At 32.7% G+C, this 20,891-nt stretch carries 19 protein-coding genes and 2 pseudogenes; 14 read left to right on the top strand and 7 right to left on the bottom strand.

Annotated elements, in window-relative coordinates:
* The 6 genes and pseudogenes from WBY99_RS02945 to WBY99_RS02920 all read left to right on the top strand — a co-directional run.
* Positions 1–1,334: pseudogene (locus tag WBY99_RS02945) on the top strand (DNA sulfur modification protein DndD); the annotation flags it as partial.
* Positions 1,315–2,889, top strand: coding sequence for a DndE family protein (locus WBY99_RS02940; protein ID WP_423974851.1), 1,575 nt, complete (start codon positions 1,315–1,317; stop codon positions 2,887–2,889). The pseudogene WBY99_RS02945 and the gene WBY99_RS02940, both read left to right, overlap by 20 nt.
* Before the next feature lie 18 nt (positions 2,890–2,907).
* Positions 2,908–3,084: a DUF6804 family protein gene (locus WBY99_RS02935; RefSeq protein ID WP_423974852.1), complete on the top strand. Its 177-nt coding sequence runs from the start codon at positions 2,908–2,910 to the stop codon at positions 3,082–3,084.
* 60 nt (positions 3,085–3,144) lie between these two features.
* Positions 3,145–3,969, top strand: coding sequence for a KilA-N domain-containing protein (locus tag WBY99_RS02930; protein ID WP_423974850.1), 825 nt, complete (start codon positions 3,145–3,147; stop codon positions 3,967–3,969).
* 112 nt (positions 3,970–4,081) lie between these two features.
* A complete protein-coding gene (locus tag WBY99_RS02925; RefSeq protein ID WP_423974849.1) occupies positions 4,082–5,434 on the top strand; it encodes a rhodanese-related sulfurtransferase in 1,353 nt (450 codons plus the stop codon).
* Positions 5,435–5,612: 178 nt separating this feature from the next.
* Positions 5,613–6,200 (top strand): 5-formyltetrahydrofolate cyclo-ligase, encoded by a 588-nt coding sequence (locus WBY99_RS02920; protein ID WP_423974848.1) that lies wholly within the window; start codon positions 5,613–5,615, stop codon positions 6,198–6,200.
* Here the strand turns inward: WBY99_RS02920 and WBY99_RS02915 are convergent.
* Positions 6,137–6,721 (bottom strand): hypothetical protein, encoded by a 585-nt coding sequence (locus WBY99_RS02915; protein WP_423974847.1) that lies wholly within the window; start codon positions 6,719–6,721, stop codon positions 6,137–6,139. The two genes, WBY99_RS02920 and WBY99_RS02915, sit on opposite strands and share 64 nt — an antisense overlap.
* Positions 6,705–7,862 carry a hypothetical protein gene (locus WBY99_RS02910; protein WP_423974846.1) on the bottom strand — a complete coding sequence of 386 codons (1,158 nt, stop codon included), beginning with the start codon at positions 7,860–7,862 and terminating at the stop codon, positions 6,705–6,707. The genes WBY99_RS02915 and WBY99_RS02910 overlap by 17 nt, the downstream gene beginning before the upstream one ends.
* A gap of 171 nt (positions 7,863–8,033) precedes the next feature.
* Between WBY99_RS02910 and WBY99_RS02905 the strand changes: the two genes are divergently transcribed.
* The gene (locus WBY99_RS02905; protein ID WP_423974845.1) at positions 8,034–8,273 is read left to right on the top strand and encodes a hypothetical protein; all 240 of its coding nucleotides are present in this window, start codon (positions 8,034–8,036) and stop codon (positions 8,271–8,273) included.
* A 50-nt stretch (positions 8,274–8,323) separates the two neighbouring features.
* Here the strand turns inward: WBY99_RS02905 and WBY99_RS02900 are convergent, their stop codons facing one another.
* From WBY99_RS02900 to WBY99_RS02885, 4 genes are all read right to left on the bottom strand, one after another.
* The gene (locus WBY99_RS02900) at positions 8,324–9,088 is read right to left on the bottom strand and encodes a TrmH family RNA methyltransferase (RefSeq protein ID WP_423974844.1); all 765 of its coding nucleotides are present in this window, start codon (positions 9,086–9,088) and stop codon (positions 8,324–8,326) included.
* 6 nt (positions 9,089–9,094) lie between these two features.
* Positions 9,095–10,477: a DNA recombination protein RmuC gene (rmuC, locus tag WBY99_RS02895; protein ID WP_423974843.1), complete on the bottom strand. Its 1,383-nt coding sequence runs from the start codon at positions 10,475–10,477 to the stop codon at positions 9,095–9,097.
* A gap of 56 nt (positions 10,478–10,533) precedes the next feature.
* Positions 10,534–11,715, bottom strand: coding sequence for a nicotinate phosphoribosyltransferase (pncB, locus tag WBY99_RS02890; protein WP_423974842.1), 1,182 nt, complete (start codon positions 11,713–11,715; stop codon positions 10,534–10,536).
* A 181-nt stretch (positions 11,716–11,896) separates the two neighbouring features.
* Positions 11,897–13,528 carry a leucine-rich repeat domain-containing protein gene (locus WBY99_RS02885; RefSeq protein ID WP_423974841.1) on the bottom strand — a complete coding sequence of 544 codons (1,632 nt, stop codon included), beginning with the start codon at positions 13,526–13,528 and terminating at the stop codon, positions 11,897–11,899.
* Between the two features lie 555 nt (positions 13,529–14,083).
* Here WBY99_RS02885 and WBY99_RS02880 point away from each other — a divergent pair.
* The 7 genes from WBY99_RS02880 to WBY99_RS02850 all read left to right on the top strand — a co-directional run bounded on the left by WBY99_RS02880 (position 14,084) and on the right by WBY99_RS02850 (position 19,360).
* Complete coding sequence (locus WBY99_RS02880; protein ID WP_423974840.1) at positions 14,084–14,320, top strand: hypothetical protein; 237 nt, start codon at positions 14,084–14,086, stop codon at positions 14,318–14,320.
* A gap of 159 nt (positions 14,321–14,479) precedes the next feature.
* Positions 14,480–14,872, top strand: coding sequence for a hypothetical protein (locus WBY99_RS02875; RefSeq protein ID WP_423974839.1), 393 nt, complete (start codon positions 14,480–14,482; stop codon positions 14,870–14,872).
* Positions 14,873–15,043: 171 nt separating this feature from the next.
* Complete coding sequence (gene rpsL / locus WBY99_RS02870) at positions 15,044–15,457, top strand: 30S ribosomal protein S12 (RefSeq protein WP_034718671.1); 414 nt, start codon at positions 15,044–15,046, stop codon at positions 15,455–15,457.
* A 25-nt stretch (positions 15,458–15,482) separates the two neighbouring features.
* Positions 15,483–15,959, top strand: a complete 477-nt coding sequence (gene rpsG / locus WBY99_RS02865; protein ID WP_373708956.1) for a 30S ribosomal protein S7 — start codon at positions 15,483–15,485, stop codon at positions 15,957–15,959.
* Positions 15,960–15,965: 6 nt separating this feature from the next.
* Entirely contained in the window at positions 15,966–18,083 is a 2,118-nt protein-coding gene (gene fusA, locus WBY99_RS02860; RefSeq protein ID WP_423974838.1) for an elongation factor G, read from the top strand.
* A gap of 19 nt (positions 18,084–18,102) precedes the next feature.
* On the top strand, positions 18,103–18,408 hold the full coding sequence (gene rpsJ / locus WBY99_RS02855; protein ID WP_056035238.1) for a 30S ribosomal protein S10: 306 nt from the start codon (positions 18,103–18,105) through the stop codon (positions 18,406–18,408).
* Between the two features lie 247 nt (positions 18,409–18,655).
* Positions 18,656–19,360 (top strand): GLPGLI family protein, encoded by a 705-nt coding sequence (locus tag WBY99_RS02850; protein WP_423974837.1) that lies wholly within the window; start codon positions 18,656–18,658, stop codon positions 19,358–19,360.
* A gap of 87 nt (positions 19,361–19,447) precedes the next feature.
* Here the strand turns inward: WBY99_RS02850 and WBY99_RS02845 are convergent.
* Positions 19,448–20,891 (bottom strand): annotated as a pseudogene (locus tag WBY99_RS02845) (hypothetical protein); the annotation flags it as partial.

Here is a 20,891-nt window from a genome sequence, read left to right as displayed (position 1 = left end):
AACTAAAAAAAGAAATTAGAAAATTTGATAGTTTAATTTCTCAAAACAGTAAACAAGGAAATCCAAATTTTGATAGAGAAGCCATAATTTCTGAAATAGAAAAGCTAAAAACAAAAGAAATAGAACTTAGCGAAAGATTTACCGAATTAAGTGAGGTTATTCCTTTGACAATTTTAGCTGGAAAACTAGAGGAAGTTAAAGAACATATTTCAATTCAAGATATCAATGAAATTTCTCAAAAATCATCAAAAGAAAATTCAGAGAAAATAGAAAATTTTATTGAACTACTTTTCAACAAGCCACCTGATCCAGAAAATTCGGCAATGTCTTTCAGGGATAAGAGTTTTTATTATGAAAAAGCAAAACGTTTAGGAAATGAGCTATACAACTTTGAAAGCGATTATCAAGAATTGGAATTTGAACATGATTTAAATAATGCTGAAAAAAATTTAATCTTTGATGCTATAAATCTTGTAAATTCTCAATCGAGCGATTTATTCCAAAGTACGATTGAGGAATTCAATGTAATAAATTTAAGAAAATCCGAATTAGCAAAAATATTGAGTAAAGTTGATGCTGATTTAGAAGATGACATTATTTTGGAATATTTGGCTGAAAAAGAAACAGCAGAATATAACATTACTTTGGACAATCGAAAAATTGGTGAAAACAATCAACAGATTGTCAAGCTAAAAAAAGATATAACTCGTTTCAATCAAGAGCTTGTAACACTTAGAAATAAGGTAGATATCAATGCTCAAAATAAATTAAAAATTAAAGAAACAGAAAAATATATTGATACGCTCAATACATTTTTAGAAGAACAAAAGAGTAAACATAAAGATAGTTTAGAAAAAACAATTCTTATTGAATTAAAGGCTTTAATGCATAAGCTTTCAAGTGAAGGAAATAGCAAAAAATTCATTGAAGATGTCAAAGTAACAATTTTAGCTTCCGGACAAGGAATGAAAATTACATTACTTGACCAAGATGATAATGAAATCAGAAAGGAGAGTTTATCATCTGGAGAAAAACAGATTTATATTTCGTGTTTAATAAAAGCCATTCTTAATGAATCTATTCAAAATTTGCCAATTTTCATTGACACACCTTTAGGAAGACTTGATGAAGAACACCGAGATAGTATTACTAAAAAATATTATCCTGCTTTATCGGAACAAGTTGTTCTTTTTTCAACTAACAGTGAGATTACACCTAAACGATTTAAAGATATATTAGAGCACATTGCAAAATCTTACTTATTGGTAAATGATGGTGCAAATACTAATTTAAAAAACGGCTATTTCCATAATTATGAGAATAACATTAAGTAAAGAAAATGATGAAATACTATATAGCCTAAAGAGTTTATATGGTTTCAAAAATGAGGGAATTACTCCTCGTATTGCATTTGCGTTAAGTTTGCAAACAGGTAAACGATTTGATTTGGAAAATGAAATTATCCCGAAATCTGATGGGAGAGAATTTAGAGATGATAAATCTCTTTTTGGAACATTTATCAATGATACATCCAACCTTATGATTTTCAAATCAATATTGGATCAACATTATAATAAAAACACTTTTGAGGACGAGTTCATAAAGTTATTCAAATGTCATTTAAGCCAAGGTTTTAAAATATGGAATGAAAGTGTAGAAAATGGAGATATTATTAAAGGTGATCACATAAATACTTTGCTTAAACATATCAAAAAAGGATTAACTCTTAGATCAAATACTACCCATATCTCAACCAATATAAAGAAATCGGAAGTTAAAGAATTTCAAGAATTATTATCATTTGAAATTGGGAAATCAGAAAATGATGAACCGATTGTTATAAAGATTAATGATCTACGAGAATTTGATAATAGAAATATTGCAATTGCAGGAATGGCTGGTTCTGGGAAAACCCAACTTATAAAAGATATTCTTTATCAAATTTCCAAAAACTCAAATAACGAATTAAAATTTATATTTTTTGATTATAAAGGAGAAGGAAATCCAGAACAGTTGAAATCTTTTTTAGAAGCGACCAAAGCAGAATTTGTGGATATAGTCAATGATGATGGAGTTGATTTCAATCCCTTTTTATCAATTAATTTAGATGAAAGACAAAGACCTTTTAGTATTCGAGCATTTGTAGATACCATTTCTACATTTGTTCCAAGAATGGGTATTAGTCAAGAAAATATTCTGATAAGTTTAATCAACGATTTACTTGACAGAAAAAATGGCTCATATCCTACAATTGCTGAGCTTTTTGAAGATCTGGAAAATTACTACGAAGAAAATGGAATTAGACAAGATACTTTATATTCTGTAATAAGAGATTTATCTACTAATATTTTTAATTGTGATCCAAACAATCCTGATGTATTAAGCAAGAGTTTGTATTTAAACTTGCCACCTGCTCTTTCAGATACATTAAGACAATTGGTAGTATTTCTTTTACTAAGATATTTTAACTCTTATTTTAGTTCAACAAATGACTGCGAACCCAAAGACCATATTTTTCCAGTTCGATATGTGATTGTGATTGATGAAGCACATGTTTATTTGAAAAACAAAAATGCAAGAAAAGGACTTGAAGATTTATTAAGGCTTTTAAGATCAAAAGGAGTTATTGTTGTTATGCTTTCTCAAGGTGTTGAAGATTATAAAACAAAAGATTTTGATTTTGCTTCACAGGTCAAATTACCAATTTGTTTAAATATTCAAAATAAAGATTATAAAGCAATCAGTAATTTTGTGGGAACACCAAGTAGTAAGTATAAACTTGAAACAGAAATCAAGAAATTAAATTCAGGTAAAGGATTAATAAATATTGGTGAACCAAAAATAATAACATTAAGACAATGGTGGAAAACCTTCGAAGATAATGAGTAATCTTCAGAAAGTTTTGGAATTTTAGCATTTCAATCGAATCAGCAAAACAAGCAAACCGAAATGTTCATTTTTATTGCTCTGGCTTTATTATTCCAGCCGTTTTTCAAAATCGCTTTAGGAAGAGAGATTTGGAATATTGTAGATGTTGTAGTTGCGCTCGGACTTCTTGTTAGCCTATTCAAAAAGAAACCCTGATTTTTTGTAAATTGCTTATTCTAAATTTATCGAGATTGGTCGAATTAAAAAACATCTGAGATGGCAAAGAATAAAAAAATCACAGTACAGCAAGTTGATATTGTTCTTTATGAGGATAATAAACAAGATTATATTTCTTTAACCGATATTGCAAGGTATAGGGATTCGGAAAGAAGCGATTACATCTTGCAAAACTGGATGCGTAATCGTAGCACAATCGAATTTATTGGTCTATGGGAACAGTTTAATAATGCTGGTTTTAATTCCATCGAATTCGATGGAATTAAAAGTATGTCAGGTTCAAACAGTTTTTCTCTAACACCCAAACGATGGATTGAATCTACAAATGCAATTGGTATTGTTTCAAAAACAGGAAGGTATGGCGGAACATTTGCCCATAAAGATATAGCGTTTGAATTTGCGACTTGGTTAAGTGCTGAATTCAAATTTTTTCTGATTAAAGAATTCCAACGTCTTAAAGACGATGAAAGTAACCGAAACCAATTAGAATGGAATTTACAAAGAACCATTTCTAAAATCAATTACCGCATTCATACCGATGCCATCAAAGAAAATTTAATTCCGAAAGAAATTACAAAACAGCAAGCCGCTTTTCTTTATGCCAACGAAGCCGATTTGTTGAATGTGGCTCTTTTTGGAATTACTGCAAAAGAATGGCGAGAACAAAATCCCGAAACCAAAGGTAATATCAGAGATGAAGCAACGATTGAGCAATTGGTAGTATTGAGTAATATAGAAAGCATTAATGCATTATTAATCAGAAAAGATTTGCCTCAAAGTGAACGATTAATCGAACTCAATAAAGTCGCAATTACCCAAATAAAATCGTTGCTGGAAAGCAATAGTATTAAAAAACTGAAGTAAGTTTGAAGTATAGAACTCGGAACCTGGAACTTTGAACTTTGAACTTTGAACTTTTCACCTCGCACATTTTCCCTATCTTTGCAAAAATTTTCTCCCTTAAACCGTTTATAGCATGCAACTGTACAACACTTTAAGCGCAGAAGAAAGAGCTCAACTTATTGATGAAGCTGGTAAGCAACGCCTTACTTTGTCTTTCTATGCGTACGCCAATCTCTCAGATCCCAAAAAATTTCGCGACGAATTATTTATTGCCTGGAACGCACTCGATGCGCTTGGTCGTATTTATGTTGCCCACGAAGGAATCAATGCTCAAATGAGTATTCCTGCAGATCATTTAGAAGAATTTCGTGATACCTTGGAAGCTTACGATTTTATGAAAGGAATTCGGTTAAACGTTGCAGTTGAGCAAGACGATCATTCTTTTTTAAAATTAACCATTAAAGTTCGACATAAAATTGTTGCCGACGGTTTGAATGATGAAACTTTCGATGTGACGAATAAAGGAATTCACCTGAAAGCCCAGGAATTCAATAATTTATTAGAAGATCCAAATACAATTGTCGTCGATTTCAGAAATCATTACGAAAGTGAAGTCGGGCATTTTGAAGGCGCAATTACGCCAGATGTGGAAACTTTTCGGGAAAGTTTGCCGATTATCAACGAACAATTGCAAGATTTTAAAGAAGACAAAAATCTGCTCATGTATTGTACAGGCGGAATTCGTTGCGAAAAAGCGAGTGCTTATTTCAAACATCAAGGGTTTAAAAATGTGTTCCAATTAGAAGGTGGAATTATCGAATATGCACGCCAAACTAAAGAAGAAAATATTGAAAGTAAATTCATTGGAAAGAATTTTGTATTCGATCATCGTTTAGGCGAAAGAATTACTGACGATATTGTTTCGCAATGTCACCAATGCGGAAAACCTTGTGATAATCACACCAATTGTGCGAATGATGCCTGTCATTTATTGTTTATTCAATGCGACGATTGCAAAGATGCGATGGAAAATTGTTGTTCTACGGAATGTTTAGAAACAACGCATTTGCCTGAAAATGAACAAATTAAATTAAGAAAAGGATTGCAGGTTGGAAATAAAGTGTTCAGAAAAGGAAAATCTGATTCTCTGACCTTTAAAAACTCTGGCGATTTACCCAAAAAACCTTTAGCAAAAGCGGAAACAAAAAATATCCGTCAGAAAATTGCCATCAAAAAAACTTTGATTGGAAAAGCCGAACATTATTATACCAAATCGAAAATCGCACAGTTTTTAATTGAAAAAGAACTTTCAGTTGGCGATAAAGTGCTGATTTCCGGACCAACAACCGGCGAACAAGAAGTTACGATTACTGAAATTTTCGTGAATGGAAATTCTTGCGAATCGGCTAAAATAGGAGATCAAATCACTTTTGAACTTCCATTTAGAATTCGTTTGTCGGATAAATTGTATAAGATTTTAGGGTAAATTGTTAAAGGTAAAATGTGAAAAGTAGGATGTAAAAAGTATAATGCACGAACTAAAACTGAAGTTAAGTTGTTTGGGGAAACTCCGGAGGAGTTTTATCTGTGTAGAAAACGTGTAGAAAATAGATAGTTATAAAATTGGCGTTCCAGAGGAACGCTATTTTTTTATAAATTTGAGCATGAAAAAATCTGAAATCAGAAAATTATATCTTGAAAAAAGAAAAGGCTTGTCGAAAGATGAGGTTCAGAATTTATCTGAAGAAATTTTCAATCAATTTATATTTTATTTCAAACCTTCTGAAAATCAATTGGTTCATTTGTTTTTGCCTATCAAAAAATTGAATGAAATGGATACGAATATTTTCATTAACTATTTCTTTAAAAATAAAATCCGTGTTTTTGTTCCGAAAATTGTTGAGAATAAATTAATTTCAGTAGAATTAAAGGAAAATTCGGTTTTAATAGAAAATTTATGGGGAATTTTGGAACCTGAAAGCAATGAAGATTCTGGAGAAAAAGATTTTGAGTTTGTCATTACGCCTTTGCTTTATTGTGATGCAAAAGGAAATAGAGTAGGCTACGGAAAAGGTTTTTATGATGATTTTTTTAAAAGCATCCATTCAAAAACTTTGAAAATCGGGATCAATTATTTCTCACCTCAAGAAAAAATTGATGATGTTTGGAAAGAAGATATTCCTTTAGATTATTTGGTGATGCCAACCGAAGTGCTGTCTTTCGGTAATTTAGAATCAAAATCTACGAAGTAAAATTTAAATTCCTTTTGAAATTGTACTGGTGATTGCTTTAGAACATATTGCGCATTCTTTTCATAAGAACCAATTAATCGATTTTTAAAATCGAAATAGTCTACATGAAATTTCGCAAGATCTAAAGTGTCATTTCCTCTAATTTCTTTAGTAACAGAAATATCTCCCACTTTTGCACTTTGTACTTTAAGACTATCTAATTGCAAAAGGAGTGCGCTCAAATTATTAGAATTTTGATCTACAAAATACCTTTTCATCTGCCCATAAATTACGGAATCGATTTCTGTATCTCGATTCCCCGCAGTGTATAAAGTGGATAAATCAAGAAGTTCTTGGATTTTTTGTTTCGTAATAGAGGCAATGGCTTGCGCGCTATCCATTTTAGTTACTGGATAAGATTTTTTATTATTGTTATTTCTAACGATCTCTAAATCAGATATTTGTTTGTTTTCTTTATTGCAAGAAAAAGTAAGAAAAAGTAAAGTGATTAGAGAAAATACTATTTTATTTTGGTTTTTCATCGGTGGCAATTTTAAATTTAATCATAATTATTTTGTTGTTCTTATCATTCTTTGTGTCAATAACTTCCAGGTTTTCCAGCGATGTTGAAGGTAAGGTCACCAAGTTGATGTATCGCTGTTTATCCATCGTTTCTACGCCGTAGGTTTCGTTATTATATACTTGATAAATTAGAGCGTTGTCACTAATGAGATAATTTAACGATTCCCTTTTTCTCTTCAAATCTTTTATCGATTTTGAATAATAGAAAAGCATAATCGCATAATCATTGGGTTTTAACTCTATGGTTTCTTTTTCAGGAGCTGTTTCTAAATTCCGCTGTATCGTGTCTGTTTTATAATAAGGCGAAGAAACGACCATCGTTAGAGTCTTAGATTTGGTAGTATAAACAAATTCTTCATTAGGTTTTGCAGTGTATAAAATCGGTGATTCATTTTCTTTCAAAATCTGTACTTGTAATTCAGCATTAATTCTTGAATTTCGATCGGCATCAACAAAGCTATAATAGAATTTTTTGCTAAAGAGCTCCTCTTTGAATACTAAAAGGCCTACCAAAACTGCTAAAATAACAGAAATACCAAGCCAAATATATTTTTTTACAATGGATATTGTGGATTTTTGTTCAGTTGTATCGTAAGTGGAGAAAACTCCTTTATTTGTATTAGTGTTCTGATTATCAGTAGTAGATATTTGTAAATTAGAATTTTCAGCCGTTGTTTTTAATGGTTTTTGGACTAGAATATCTTTTCTGGTTTCTTGCTCGGTATTTTCTGTGTTTTCAATGACTTTCTCTAATTCTCCGGCTAAATTTTCATTGGTCTCTTCTGATTCTTTTAAAATTTCATCGGCAAAAAGATGCTTCTTTTTGAAATCGTACCAAGAGACATAACCCGTATAAACACTGAGGATATTGAGCATATCGATTCTAGGAAGTTTGGTAACTGGTGAGTTTTTAAAATAAGTGTAAAATGTTTTCTCACTAATATTTCCTTTGGCATATTTTCTTAAATCTTCTTGAAAATAAATAATATCAATACCCTTCCACTTTGAAATATGATCAAAAGAAGGAGTATGGTTAACTAAATATTGAGTTTGAACCTCATTTTTTAGCTGTTCGAAGTGTAATAGATCTAAATCGCTCAATTGCTAATTTTATGTAATTTGTTGATTTTCAGTAATGTTGTTTTGTAAAATCATTTTACAAATATATTACAATTAATTTTCCAATACAAATTTATTTCTCACCCTATCTTTGTCCTGTTCAATTAGATGAACCAATTTAGTATTAAAACAAACAATTAAATTTAATTTATTATGAAAAAGTCATTATTCGTAGCTGCTATCGCTGCTTTAGCTCTTGTAGCTTGTAACAAAACTGAAAATGTAGAAACTGCTAACGCTACTGATTCCGCTGCTGCTGTAGTTGATTCTGCTGCTACTGTAGTTGATTCTGCTGCTGCTGTTGTTGATTCTGCTGCTACTGCTACTACTGACGCTGCTGCGAAAGTAGAAGGAGCTGCTACTGAAGCTACTAAAGAAGAAGCTACTAAATAATTAGTAACTACTAGTACAAATTAACCGTTTCTCTTTGAGAAGCGGTTTTTTTATTCCATTTTTTGACGCAAAGTTTCATAACAACAAATGGAAACGGCGTTGCTTAAATTCAAAGAGTCAATACTTCCTGCCATTGGAATAATAGTGTTCTTGCCTTTTCCAATCCAAAAATCTGTTAATCCAGAATGTTCTGTTCCAAATACAATTGCGCTTTTTCCTTTTAAATCTCTTGCTTGAATATTGTCAGATTCTTTATCCATAATAGTAGTGTAAATTGCATAACCGTTTTCAATGAGAAATGCATAAACTTTATCATTATTAGAATTGAAAATATTCATGCCAAAAAGACAACCTACACTTGATCGAATAACATTGGGATTATAGAAATCTAGTTTTGCATCAGTCACAATTAAAGCATCGATTCCAAACGCTTCACAACTTCTTAATATTGCACCAAGGTTTCCTGGTTTCTCAATACTTTCGACGATCATTATAGATGAGTTTTCTTTGGGATTAAAATCTTTTAAATCAAATGTCTTTGATTTGTAAATACCAATAATTCCTTCCGAAGAACCTCGATAGGCAATTTTATCATATATTTTTTCTGAAATAAGATGAACTTTTCCTTCTGGTAATTTTTCATTAAAAATACTTTCTGCGATATAAAATTCCTGAGCGATAAAGCCGAATGTTAAAGCTCTCTCATTTTCCTGCTTTCCTTCCACCAGAAAAACATCTTCTTTTTTTCGGAAGCGATTATCCGTCATCAAACGAGTGATGTATTTTATTTTTTCGTTTTGAAAACTCTCTATCATTTTTATTTAATTCAGGTTTTGTTCTTCTTCAATATCTAACTGCACTTGATTGCCAAGATTTGCTCTTGAAATTAAATTTTCTGGCAAAGATTTTTTAGCTTTCGCACCCATGGTTTTTAACCGTTGAACACTAGTAATTATGTTTCCTTTCCCAGTTACCAATTTATTCATTGCGCCTTCATATTCTATTTTTGCTTCTTCCATTTTCTTGCCAATTTTCAATAAATCGGCAACAAATCCATCGAATTTATCATATAAAGCACCCGCTTGTCTGGCTATTTCTACGGCATTGTCTTGTTGCTTTTGATTAGTCCACATGCTGTCGATGGTTTTCAAAGTTGCCAAAAGAGTTGATGGGGTAACAATGATAATGTTTTTCTCAAAAGCTTTATTATAAAGATAAGTGTCCTCATTTAATGCAATTGCAAAAGCTGGTTCTATTGGTACAAAAAGCAAGACAAAATCGGGACTTTCAATATGATAAAGACTTTGATAATTTTTGTTACTTAATTGTTCGACATGCCTTTTCAAAGAGAGAACATGCTCTTTCAAATGCGTTGGTTTCAGTTCTTCAATTTCTTCGTTAATCAATCTTTCATAAGCATTAAGTGAAACTTTAGAATCGATAATCATTTTTTTTCCGTCGGGTAAGTTGATGACAACATCTGGTTGCAAGCGACCTTCTTCGGTATTGTGACTTTTCTGAACTTCGTATTCTCGGCCTTTTTCTAAACCAGATTTCTCTAAAACCCTTTCTAAGACCAATTCGCCCCAGTTTCCCTGAATCTTATTATCGCCTTTTAAGGCCTTGGTGAGATTCAAGGTTTCTTTGCTCATTTGCTTATTTAGATCTTGTAAACCAATAATTTGTTGGCGTAATGCGGCGTGGTAATCAATACTTTCTTTGTGTGTATTTTCCACTTTTTTCTCGAAATCGTTTATTTTTTCTTGTAATGGATGGAGGATTGTCTTTAATTGAAGCTGATTTTGTTCTGTGAATTTTTCTGATTTTTCTTCTAAAATTTTATTGGCTAAAATTTGAAATTCATTTTTTGCCAATTCCTGCATTTTTATAATTTCCACTTTCTGGTTTTCCATAAGAATTTGGAGATTTTCATTCTGTGCAGCGAGTTGTGATTTTAGCACCATCAAATCCTGCTTTTCATTTTGCAATTTTTTGATATCTGAATTTGCTTCGGAATTAAGGGCGACGAGTTCTGTGATTTTAATATTTGAATTTTGTAAATCGACATCAGTTTTAATGAAATTCTGATTCAAATCATCTGAAAATTTCCTCGGAACATGAGAAGCTTTTAAAACAAAATACAAAATGACCGCACCGAAAATGGCACCGAATAGTAAAGCGATAAAAATAGATGTGAAATCCATTTTTCAAAAATACAAAAGTTAAGTTGATTTTACTTCGATAGAAATAAGATAAATTTTTAGTTTTTTATTCTCAAAAATTCCTTTGCCAATTCTATCATTTTCGGATCTCCAGTGTATTTGCCGTGTTCATCAGAGAGTTTTACAGTAGGAATCCAGTCGCCATTAATTGATTGCGCGGCAATAAGTTTCATTACAATGTTCATTGGTTTTAATCCGACATCGTTTGTTAAATTGGTACCAATCCCGAAAGAAATCCCGATCCTTCCTTTGCAAGCTTTGGTGATTTCTTCTACTTTTTCCAGATTCAATCCATCAGAAAAAATAATGTATTTGAAGAGTGGATTAATTCCATTTTTTTGATAATGTTCAATGGTTTTATTGGCAAAGTCAATAGGATCACCGCTATCGTGCCGAACGCCATCAAATAGTTTTGCGAATTTTTTATCAAACTGTTGAAAGAAAACCTCAGTTGTATAAGTATCTGAAAGTGCAACTCCCAAATCCCCACGATACACATCTACCCAATGTTCGAGTGAAAGGGCGTTTGCCATTTTGAATCCATATTCTGCGGCATGAAACATAAACCATTCATGCGCATGTGTTCCGATTGGTTTTATGCCATATTTCATGGCAAAATGAACATTTGAACTTCCGATGAAATTTCCCGACACATTGTTTCTAACCAATGATTCTACCACCAAATCATGCACTTTATAAGAATGTCTTCTTCGCGTGCCGAATTCAGCGAATGTAACGCCAAGAATATTGAGTTGATCGGCTTTTTCTAAAGTTGTTTGAATAACCTCTTTATTAGAATTGCGCTCCATGTGATTCATTTCATAATGCAATTCAGAAATCAAAGACAAAATAGGAACTTCCCATAAAATCGTTCTGTACCATTCGCCCTCTACGGTAACTTCCAAAGAATTTTCGGTTTGTGTGATTTGAACTTCGGCGGGGTCATAATGATAACCTCCAAGAAAATCTAAATAAGGAAGATCTAAATAAGGGCAGGTTTCTTTTAAGAATTGTTTTTCATCTTTCGTCAATTTCAGTTCTGCCATTGCATTGACCGATTTTCTCAATTCTTCTGCGAATCCTGGAGGAAAATGATGTTTGCCACGATTGATGAATTGGTATTTTACTTTCTCATTCGGAAAAAGTTTTATCACCGCATTTTGCATCGTGATTTTATAGAAATCATTATCGAGAATTGATTTTAGACGAACTTCAATCATGGCTTATTATATATTCAAACAAATGTAAATATTCAAAAACAAAAATTGCCTTCAAAAGACATTTTTTTTAATTGTTCATCAGCTTTTACTTAGGCTCAAAGGTACTGAACGTAAATTCGCTTTCCAAGTTCGATTGATTAGCAAAAACTATTATTCTTATTCTAGCGATTGTTGTTTTCTATTAAAGCTTGATGAATTTAAATGATTTCAAACGTGTAGAGGTTTTAATAGAAATGATATAAGTTGCTGATGGTAAATGATTAATGTTTATTTTTTTCGATTTTTCGGTCATGATTAATTTTCCACTTAAATCAAAGATGAATATTTTTTCAATATCGAGTTTGGCGGTTTTAATGTTAATGAAATCTTTCGCTGGATTCGGGTACACCATTAAATCTGTTTTAACTTCGTGGGTTCCCAAATCGTCTTCTAAAGTTACTGGTTCCCGAAAGAAAGAAATTTCCATCAGTTCTTTTGGTAGAACTTCGAAATAGTACGCTTCACAAGTGTAATGGGTAAAGTCTTCTTGTTCAACATTGCTGATGTAATATTTTTCTGAAGTAAGATTGGTTTTCTGACCTAGATTTTTAAACCAAGTGTATTGATAATCATTGCCAGAAAGGGATTGCGATAAAGTTGCAGCACTTCCCATGCTTGCAAAAACAGTTTTTGGCTCATCATATCTTTGTGGCGAATAAGTGAAATCTGCGAGCGATTTATTTTTCAGTAAAAACGTTTTGATGTCCTGTTTCGTAAATCGATTATTTTCTAAAAAAGTCAGTGCAGGAATAGTTTCTGGTATTTCACCCGAAAGTTGATTTCCATTCAAGGACAACATTTGTAGTTTTTTTAGTTGAAGAAGCGAAGATGGGAAAGCTCCAGAAATTAAATTTTTATCCAAATAAATTTGTTCTAAATTCTGCAAACCACCTAAGTTTTCGAAGCCACCAGAAATTTGATTATCAGAAAAATTGAGATGAATTAATTGCGTTAATTGCGAAAGTTGCGGCGGAAAATTCAGCATTTGATTTCCAGCAAAAGACAGCCATTCTAAATTTTTTAATTGTGCTAAAGGTGCCGTGAAACTTGGCGAGATGGTATTATTGCTTAAATCAAGAATGTTTAATTGGTTAAGCGTTGATAGTTCTGTTGGGATTTTTGTTAACTGATTTCCCGAAAGATTTAATTCTTTTAAAGTGCTTAATGTTGAAAGATAATTGAATTTTTGCGAAATTAGATTGTTGCTCAAATTCAAAGATTCTAATTTTGTTAAAGTTGACACCTTTTGTGGAACGGCATTTAAACCAATATGAGCCAAATCGAGAACTTGCACATTCGGGAAGTTTTGTAGAAAAGTTTCGATATCTCCAAAAACAAATTCATTATTACCGATCGAAATTTCCTGAAGTTGTGAAAGAGGTAAAATGGCAGCAGTTGGATCACCTGTAAATCGATTATTGCTAAGGTCCAGGCGAACTAAAGTGCTTAATCCTGAAACCGCCGTAGAAACTTCGCCAGTTAATTGATTCGAACTTAAATCGAGCTTTTCAAGTTTTGTTAAACTAGAAACTGAAACTGGAAAATTTCCTTTCAAAGCATTTCCACGAAGGTTAATTTCAGTGACGCTTCCTTTTTTAATTTTGATGCCATACCAATATTTAGGATCTTTATTTAAATCCCATGTTGTACTCCAGTTTTCACCGTTGGTACTATTAAATAGATTGATTAAGGAAGATCTTTCAGCAAAAGAAATACTCCAGTTTTGTCCAAAGCAAAAGCTAGAGAGAAGAATAAAGAATAGAATTTTTTTCACTAAATGGTATTATTAATTGAGCAAATATAAATTAAAAGATGATAGGGAGATTTAAAAAAAATAAAAATATATAAATTTTCGGAATAAAGGAAGTTTTTATTTTTTTGATGGACAAAATATTAATCTTATCATGTAGCGATTTATAATGCGGACTTAAGAAAATAGTGAAAAGCAGCATATTTGTCAACAAAAGCTTTGCGAGTTTTTGCGTTAAAAATTAGCATTTGGATTAACAGTAGAGATGTAATTTTCTTTAATTATTTCTAAAGAAAATACTTTCAAACAAAAATTATAAACACAATATCTTTTTTTTTACAAACTTCCAACGAATGAATTGGTAGAAAATCTCAGCCAAAATAGTACTGGAAAATTGGCGTTTTTTACTTATTATTTCGAATGATCAACAACAAGATTTAGATTATTTAATCCTGAAAATCGCCAATACCGATGTTGATAAAAAATACAGCATTAGCGGAAGTAATGATGAAAAGGAGTGGTTCAGTTTGATGCTTAATCAATCGTTGACTGATTTAAAATGAAGTTGGGGAAACCGCTGTGGAATATGTTATTTCTTTTCCTTTGAATAATTATCGATTTATTAAATTCGATTTTATTGATAAAAATTCACTTCCTATTAATGTTTTAGAAGTTGGTTTCAATAAAAATAATTCGATCGCAATTCAGAATATTGAGTTAAAGGATTCCGAACAGAAAACAACTTTCGATTCTAAGAAGAAACAAACTAAAGTTGAAATTGCCTTCAAGAAAAAACAAGTTATTGATGGAATTTAATTTGAAATTTCAGCCCCCAACTTTTATGTAAGAGAAGCCAATATTTTGGTTGAAAAAACGAGGGTTTATAGAACTAAATAAACTCAACTTCTTGAAACAGCCGCTAGTTTTCAATTAAATTCGAAGCGGAATAATCACTTTGAATTACAAGATTTATTCGTGAAAAGCCTCACGATTGTTATTGATAATCAAGGCAATCCTGAATTAGAAATCAAGAAGGTTTCACTGATTCAAAATCCTATAAGTATTCTTGCTGATTTGAAAAGCAATGAAAGTTACACTTTCAAAATCGATCAAAAATTTCCAGTTCCTACTTACGATTTGGCGCAATCTGGAATTAATTTTAATCGAAATTATCCAATAGTAACCTTTTCAGATTTAGAATTAATTCATAATAATGAGTCGATTGCTGCAAAATCATTTTGGCAAACTTCATTATTTATGTGGATTTGTATCGTGTTAGCAGTTTTTAGAATTGGCTATTTTGCTTTAACGATGATTAAAGATATGAATAAAGAAACTAAGTTTTATTTTAGTACACTATTTGTTTAGTGAGATTTTAATCATAGAAATCTTTTATTATTCAGTAAAATAGCTATTTCTAATAACTTATAATTTTGAATAAAACTTTCTTTATTTTGCAAAATTTCAATATTTCTAAAATGCGGTTTGCTAATTCAAAATAATTTCTTATTTTTGCCCCCTAAAATAAAAAGCAATTTAATGCCTACTATTCAACAATTAGTAAGAAAAGGAAGAGTCTCGCTTGCCAAGAAGAGCAAATCGGCCGCCCTTGAATCTTGTCCACAAAGACGAGGGGTATGTACAAGAGTATATACTACCACACCTAAGAAACCTAACTCTGCACTTAGAAAAGTTGCAAGGGTAAGACTTTCAAACGGTAAAGAAGTTAACGCCTATATCCCGGGCGAAGGACATAATCTTCAAGAGCACTCGATAGTATTGGTTAGAGGCGGAAGGGTGAAAGACCTACCGGGAGTACGTTATCACATTGTTCGTGGAGCTTTGGATACCGCAGGAGTAGCTGGAAGAACCCAGAGAAGATCGAAGTACGGAGCGAAAAGACCAAAACCAGGTCAAGCAGCTGCAGCACCTGCAAAAGGTAAGAAAAAGTAATCATTAATTTTTAAGAAACGAAACAATGAGAAAGACAAAAGCGAAAAAAAGACCGTTGTTACCCGATCCGAAATTTAATGATCAACTGGTAACAAGATTCGTAAACAATTTGATGTTTGATGGTAAGAAATCAATCGCATTCAAAATTTTCTATGACGCACTAGATATCGTAGAAAGCAAAAAAGGAGATAACGAAAAAGAAGCTCTAGAAATCTGGAAAGATGCTTTAACTAACGTTATGCCTCACGTAGAAGTGAGATCAAGAAGAATTGGTGGTGCAAACTTCCAGATTCCAATGCCAATTAGAGCTGATAGAAAAATTTCTATGGCGATGAAATGGTTAATTAAATATTCTACAGCAAGAAACGATAAGTCAATGGCTCAGAAATTAGCTTCTGAAGTTATCGCTGCTGCTAAAGAAGAAGGTGCTGCGTACAAAAAGAAAACAGACACTCACAGAATGGCTGAAGCGAACAAAGCATTTTCACACTTTAAATTCTAATCTGAAATGGCAAGAGATCTTAAGTTTACAAGAAATATTGGTATCGCTGCGCACATTGATGCAGGGAAAACCACCACTACAGAAAGGATTTTATTTTACACAGGTAAAACTCACAAATTAGGAGAAACTCACCAAGGTTCATCACAAATGGACTGGATGGAGCAGGAAGCAGAAAGAGGTATTACGATTACTTCTGCAGCTACAACCTGTAAATGGGTGTTCCCAAGATTTGAAGGACAGCCTACGGCAGATTCTCACGAATACCACTTTAATATTATCGATACACCAGGGCACGTAGATTTTACGGTTGAGGTAAATCGTTCTTTAAGAGTATTAGATGGTCTAGTGTTTTTATTCTCGGCGGTTGACGGTGTAGAGCCTCAATCAGAAACCAACTGGAGATTGGCAGACAATTACAATGTTGCGAGAATGGGATTCGTAAATAAAATGGACAGACAAGGTGCTGACTTCCTTATGGTTGTAAACCAGGTTAAGGAAATGTTAGGATCTAATGCAGTTCCAATCGTTTTACCAATCGGTGCTGAAGAAACATTCAAAGGAGTTGTAGATTTGATTAAAAACCGTGCTATTATTTGGCATGATGAAACTCAAGGTGCTACTTTCGACGTAGTTCCAATTCCGGAAGATATGTTGGCGGATGTTCATGCATACAGAGAAAAACTAGTTGAAGCAGTTGCTGATTATGATGATACTTTGATGGAGAAATTCTTCGAAGATCCAGATTCAATTTCAGAAGACGAAATCAACGCAGCTTTGAGAAAAGCAACCATCGATATGTCGATTATCCCAATGACTTGTGGTTCTTCATTCAAGAATAAAGGAGTACAGTTTATGTTGGATGCAGTATGTAAATACTTACCTTCACCAATGGATAAAGAAGCAATCTACGGTACCAATCCAAAAACTGATGAGGAAGTTGAAAGACATCCTACAGTAAAAGATCCATTTGCTGCTTTAGCATTTAAAATTGCTACCGATCCTTTCGTAGGAAGATTAGCATTCTTTAGAGCATATTCAGGACGACTTGATGCAGGTTCTTATGTGTTAAACACAAGATCAGGTAACAAAGAAAGAATTTCTAGAATTTACCAAATGCACGCTAATAAACAAAATCCTGTAGAATATATTGAAGCAGGAGATATTGGTGCAGCGGTAGGATTTAAAGATATTAAAACTGGAGATACTTTGTGTGATGAGAAGCACCCAATCGTTCTAGAATCGATGATTTTCCCAGATCCAGTAATCGGTATCGCAGTAGAACCTAAAACAAAAGCAGATCAGGATAAAATGGGGAATGCTTTGGCAAAATTGTCTGAAGAAGATCCAACTTTCCAAGTGAAAACTGACGAAGCTTCAGGTCAAACGATTATTTCAGGAATGGGTGAACTTCACCTTGACATCTTGATCGATCGTATGAGAAGAGAATTCAAAGTTGAAGTGAACCAAGGTGAACCTCAAGTTGAATACAAAGAAAACCTTACAATTACTGCAAGCCATAGAGAAGTTTACAAAAAACAATCAGGTGGTAGAGGTAAATTTGCTGATATTCAGTTTGAGTTAGGTCCAACTGAAGACGGTAAAGCAGGTCTAGAATTTGTAAATGAAATTAAAGGTGGTAACATTCCAAGAGAATTTATTCCATCGGTAGAAAAAGGTTTCAAAGAATCTATGAAAAACGGTCCTTTAGCAGGATTTGAAGTAGAAGGAATTAAAGTAACTTTGAAAGACGGATCTTTCCACGCAGTGGATTCAGATGCACTATCTTTCGAACTTGCAGCAAAAATGGGCTTCAGAGAAGCAGGTAAAAAAGCGAAACCGGTAATCATGGAACCAATCATGAAATTGGAAGTAGTAACTCCAGAAGAATACATGGGAGATATCGTAGGTGACCTTAACAGAAGAAGAGGAACTGTAAACGGTATGGACGACAGAAACAATGCAAAAGTAATCAAAGCTTTCGTACCACTTTCTGAAATGTTCGGATATGTAACTTCATTGAGAACCCTATCTTCAGGTAGAGCAACATCTTCTATGGAATTCGAAAAATACGAAGCAGCCCCACAAAGTGTCGCTGAAAAAGTAATCGAAAAAGCAAGAGGTTAATTATTTAAATTAGATCAAAATGTCACAAAGAATCAGAATAAAATTAAAATCTTACGATTACAGTTTAGTAGACAAATCTGCTGAGAAAATCGTAAAAACGGTAAAAGCGACCGGTGCTGTTGTAAACGGACCGATTCCTTTGCCAACGAATAAGAGAATCTTCACCGTGTTGAGATCTCCTCACGTAAACAAAAAAGCAAGAGAACAGTTCCAACTTTCTGCTCACAAGAGATTGATGGATATCTATTCTTCTTCTTCTAAAACTGTAGATGCTCTAATGAAATTAGAGTTACCTTCAGGAGTTGACGTAGAAATTAAAGTATGATAAATGTCGGAAGATCGATGATGGAAGTCGGAAGTCTTTAGCGCAAATCAAACTTTGCAACTATACTAAATCCGTTCTCGTAAGAGAGCGGATTTTTTTATTCTATTTTGTCAAAGTTTCAAATCTTTGACAAAGTTTTTTTAGGAGCAACAAAAGTTTTGCTTTTCATCAATCCCGGTCGCGCTCTACACTATATCTTTTTCTTTCATTGCGAACGAAGTGCAATCAATACGTCGCGTTGTATGATATGGCGAACGATAAAAATACTTTTCAAAGCGAACCGTTTGTTTTATCCATTGAGCCAGAAAATGGCAAATCTGTATTTAGAAGTTTATATAAATCTCAAAGAGACTCCATTATAAATTCTGTGAAAGATAAAAGCTTTTCTGCGCTATCAGCATTGGCAATGAAATTACCAAAGTCGTCTTATCAATTTGTATATTTTAAGAATCCTCAGTCAATCCTGATCCAAGATGATGTGAATACCAAAATATATATTTATCCGAGAAACTATCCGAAAAATGAATGGACTTTAGGAAAGGAATCTAGAATAATTGGAGGTTATAAACGTCAAACTGACTTCTTAGATTTTGGCGGCAGAACATGGGAAGCGTGGTATGCTTTAGATTTACCACTAAATGATGGACCAATGAATTTCAGAGGACTTCCTGGCATTATTTTAGAAATCTATGATACTCAAAAACATCATGCATTCAAATTTTTAGGAATCGATTTTAATAAGGAGTTATATGTTGAACAAAATACAGATGTTGTAAAACTTAATTCTATTGATCAGTTTAGAAAAATCAGGAAAAATGCAAAACATAATATGATTGCAGAATGGGAAGAATTAGGGGTGGTTTATTCTCCTGAAGCTAAAAAGAAAATTAATGATCAACAGCGAACAGAAGAGAAAAATAAAAATCCTTTAGAGCTTTTTCCTGAAGATTAAAAACTAAATTATTTTCTAAACACTCTTTTTGAAGTTAATCTTTAACCAATACAACAAAAAAGAAATCGCCTGAATTCTTTTTCGTTATTACTGTCTTTTCATAAAATGATCATAATAAGAGCAGCTTCCCTGCAAAGCTTTTGAAGTTTGCGTAGTGCTGTAATTCTTTTTCAATTCCGCGAAGTACGTTCGGTATTTTTGGTTTTTGGTTTGATCCAAACTTCGAACATACGCTGCTTGCTTTCGGTCATAATCCGGATCATCATATCTTAAATCGTAAGATTGTTTTTGTTCGTACTGATAATATTTGCCCTGTTCTGCACTCGCCATTTGGAAAAGGATTCTGGCTTTTTGTTCCGCATCTTTACTTAAGTTCAGTGCCTTTTGGTAATATCCAATTGACAGATCAAAATTGTCAGGTTCTATAAAACTCGTCGAGGTAAAGTTTTTATAATAATATTTAAAAACAGGCTGATCGGTATTGTAAAAATGAAATTTCGGACTGTCTGCATTATCCACATCCATCACGAAAACTTCCCGGTAATAACCAAGGATTGAAGTATTGTACAGAAGATTCCCAATCAACTGATTTGCTTGTGATGCTTTTTCATCGGTTCCTTTTCCTGTTTTTTGTAATTGTAGAAGTGCTTCCGCAAGTTCCAACTTATTCATTTCTTTTTTAATGAAAGGGAATCCCGAGAAACTTTCTGATTTCATACTTTTACTTTCCGGACTTTCAAAACTTTCCCAAATATTATGACCAAAAATTAAAGAAGATATGTGATCGAATCCATTATAAGAATCACCATATTTAATTTTTTTGGTTTCCGGTTTTTCACCTTCTTTCCAGTCATATTCAACTCTTGGAATTCCTGCAAAACTTTTTGCCTGTTCATAGAAATTTTTAGCTTTCTCGAAATTTGCCAATCGCATTTCGCGGTCGCCATAGATCACATTGAAGAATGCGTCAATATTTCCAATATCATCAATATTCTTCGCAATAATTGTCTGTTCAAGCGTTGACTTATTTGGTTTCTTGTAAAAGTTTTCCACGCTTTTTACTAAACTTGAATTGGGATTATATTGAAGATCAGAAAGTTTGTTACTCATTAAAAAGGATTTCCCTTCTTCGCCTTGAAGAAAATAACGGTTGGCCAAAATATCTCGTATGAAATCCTGTGTCGAGGAATGATTTTCTTCATAATGATAAGGAGAATCATTTTCACCTTCGGTAATATCAGTAAAAAGTTTTGGATAGGTGGACATCAAATGATCTTCAAATTCCGTGGTAATTTTTGGTTGTGACACAATGTCGTTCAGCATTTTCATGCGGTCGATTTCAGTAATGTATTCCGGGTTGGTTGTTTTTATTTGGGTTAAAAGTTCCGAGCTTTTTTGATAATCCTTTTGTAAAAATGAAAGATAAGCATCAGCGATCTGCCAAAATTCGTCGTTTGATTTTTCTTTTATTTTTGAAGTTAATTTTTGAAAATCATTTAGAAAATTTGGCGTAGGTTCATCAGACCAAAGG

Source organism: Kaistella sp. (genome assembly GCF_049588135.1).
Classification (GTDB): domain Bacteria; phylum Bacteroidota; class Bacteroidia; order Flavobacteriales; family Weeksellaceae; genus Kaistella.
Note: the sequence above shows the minus strand (reverse complement) of the source record. Positions and strands in the feature narration are given on the sequence as shown.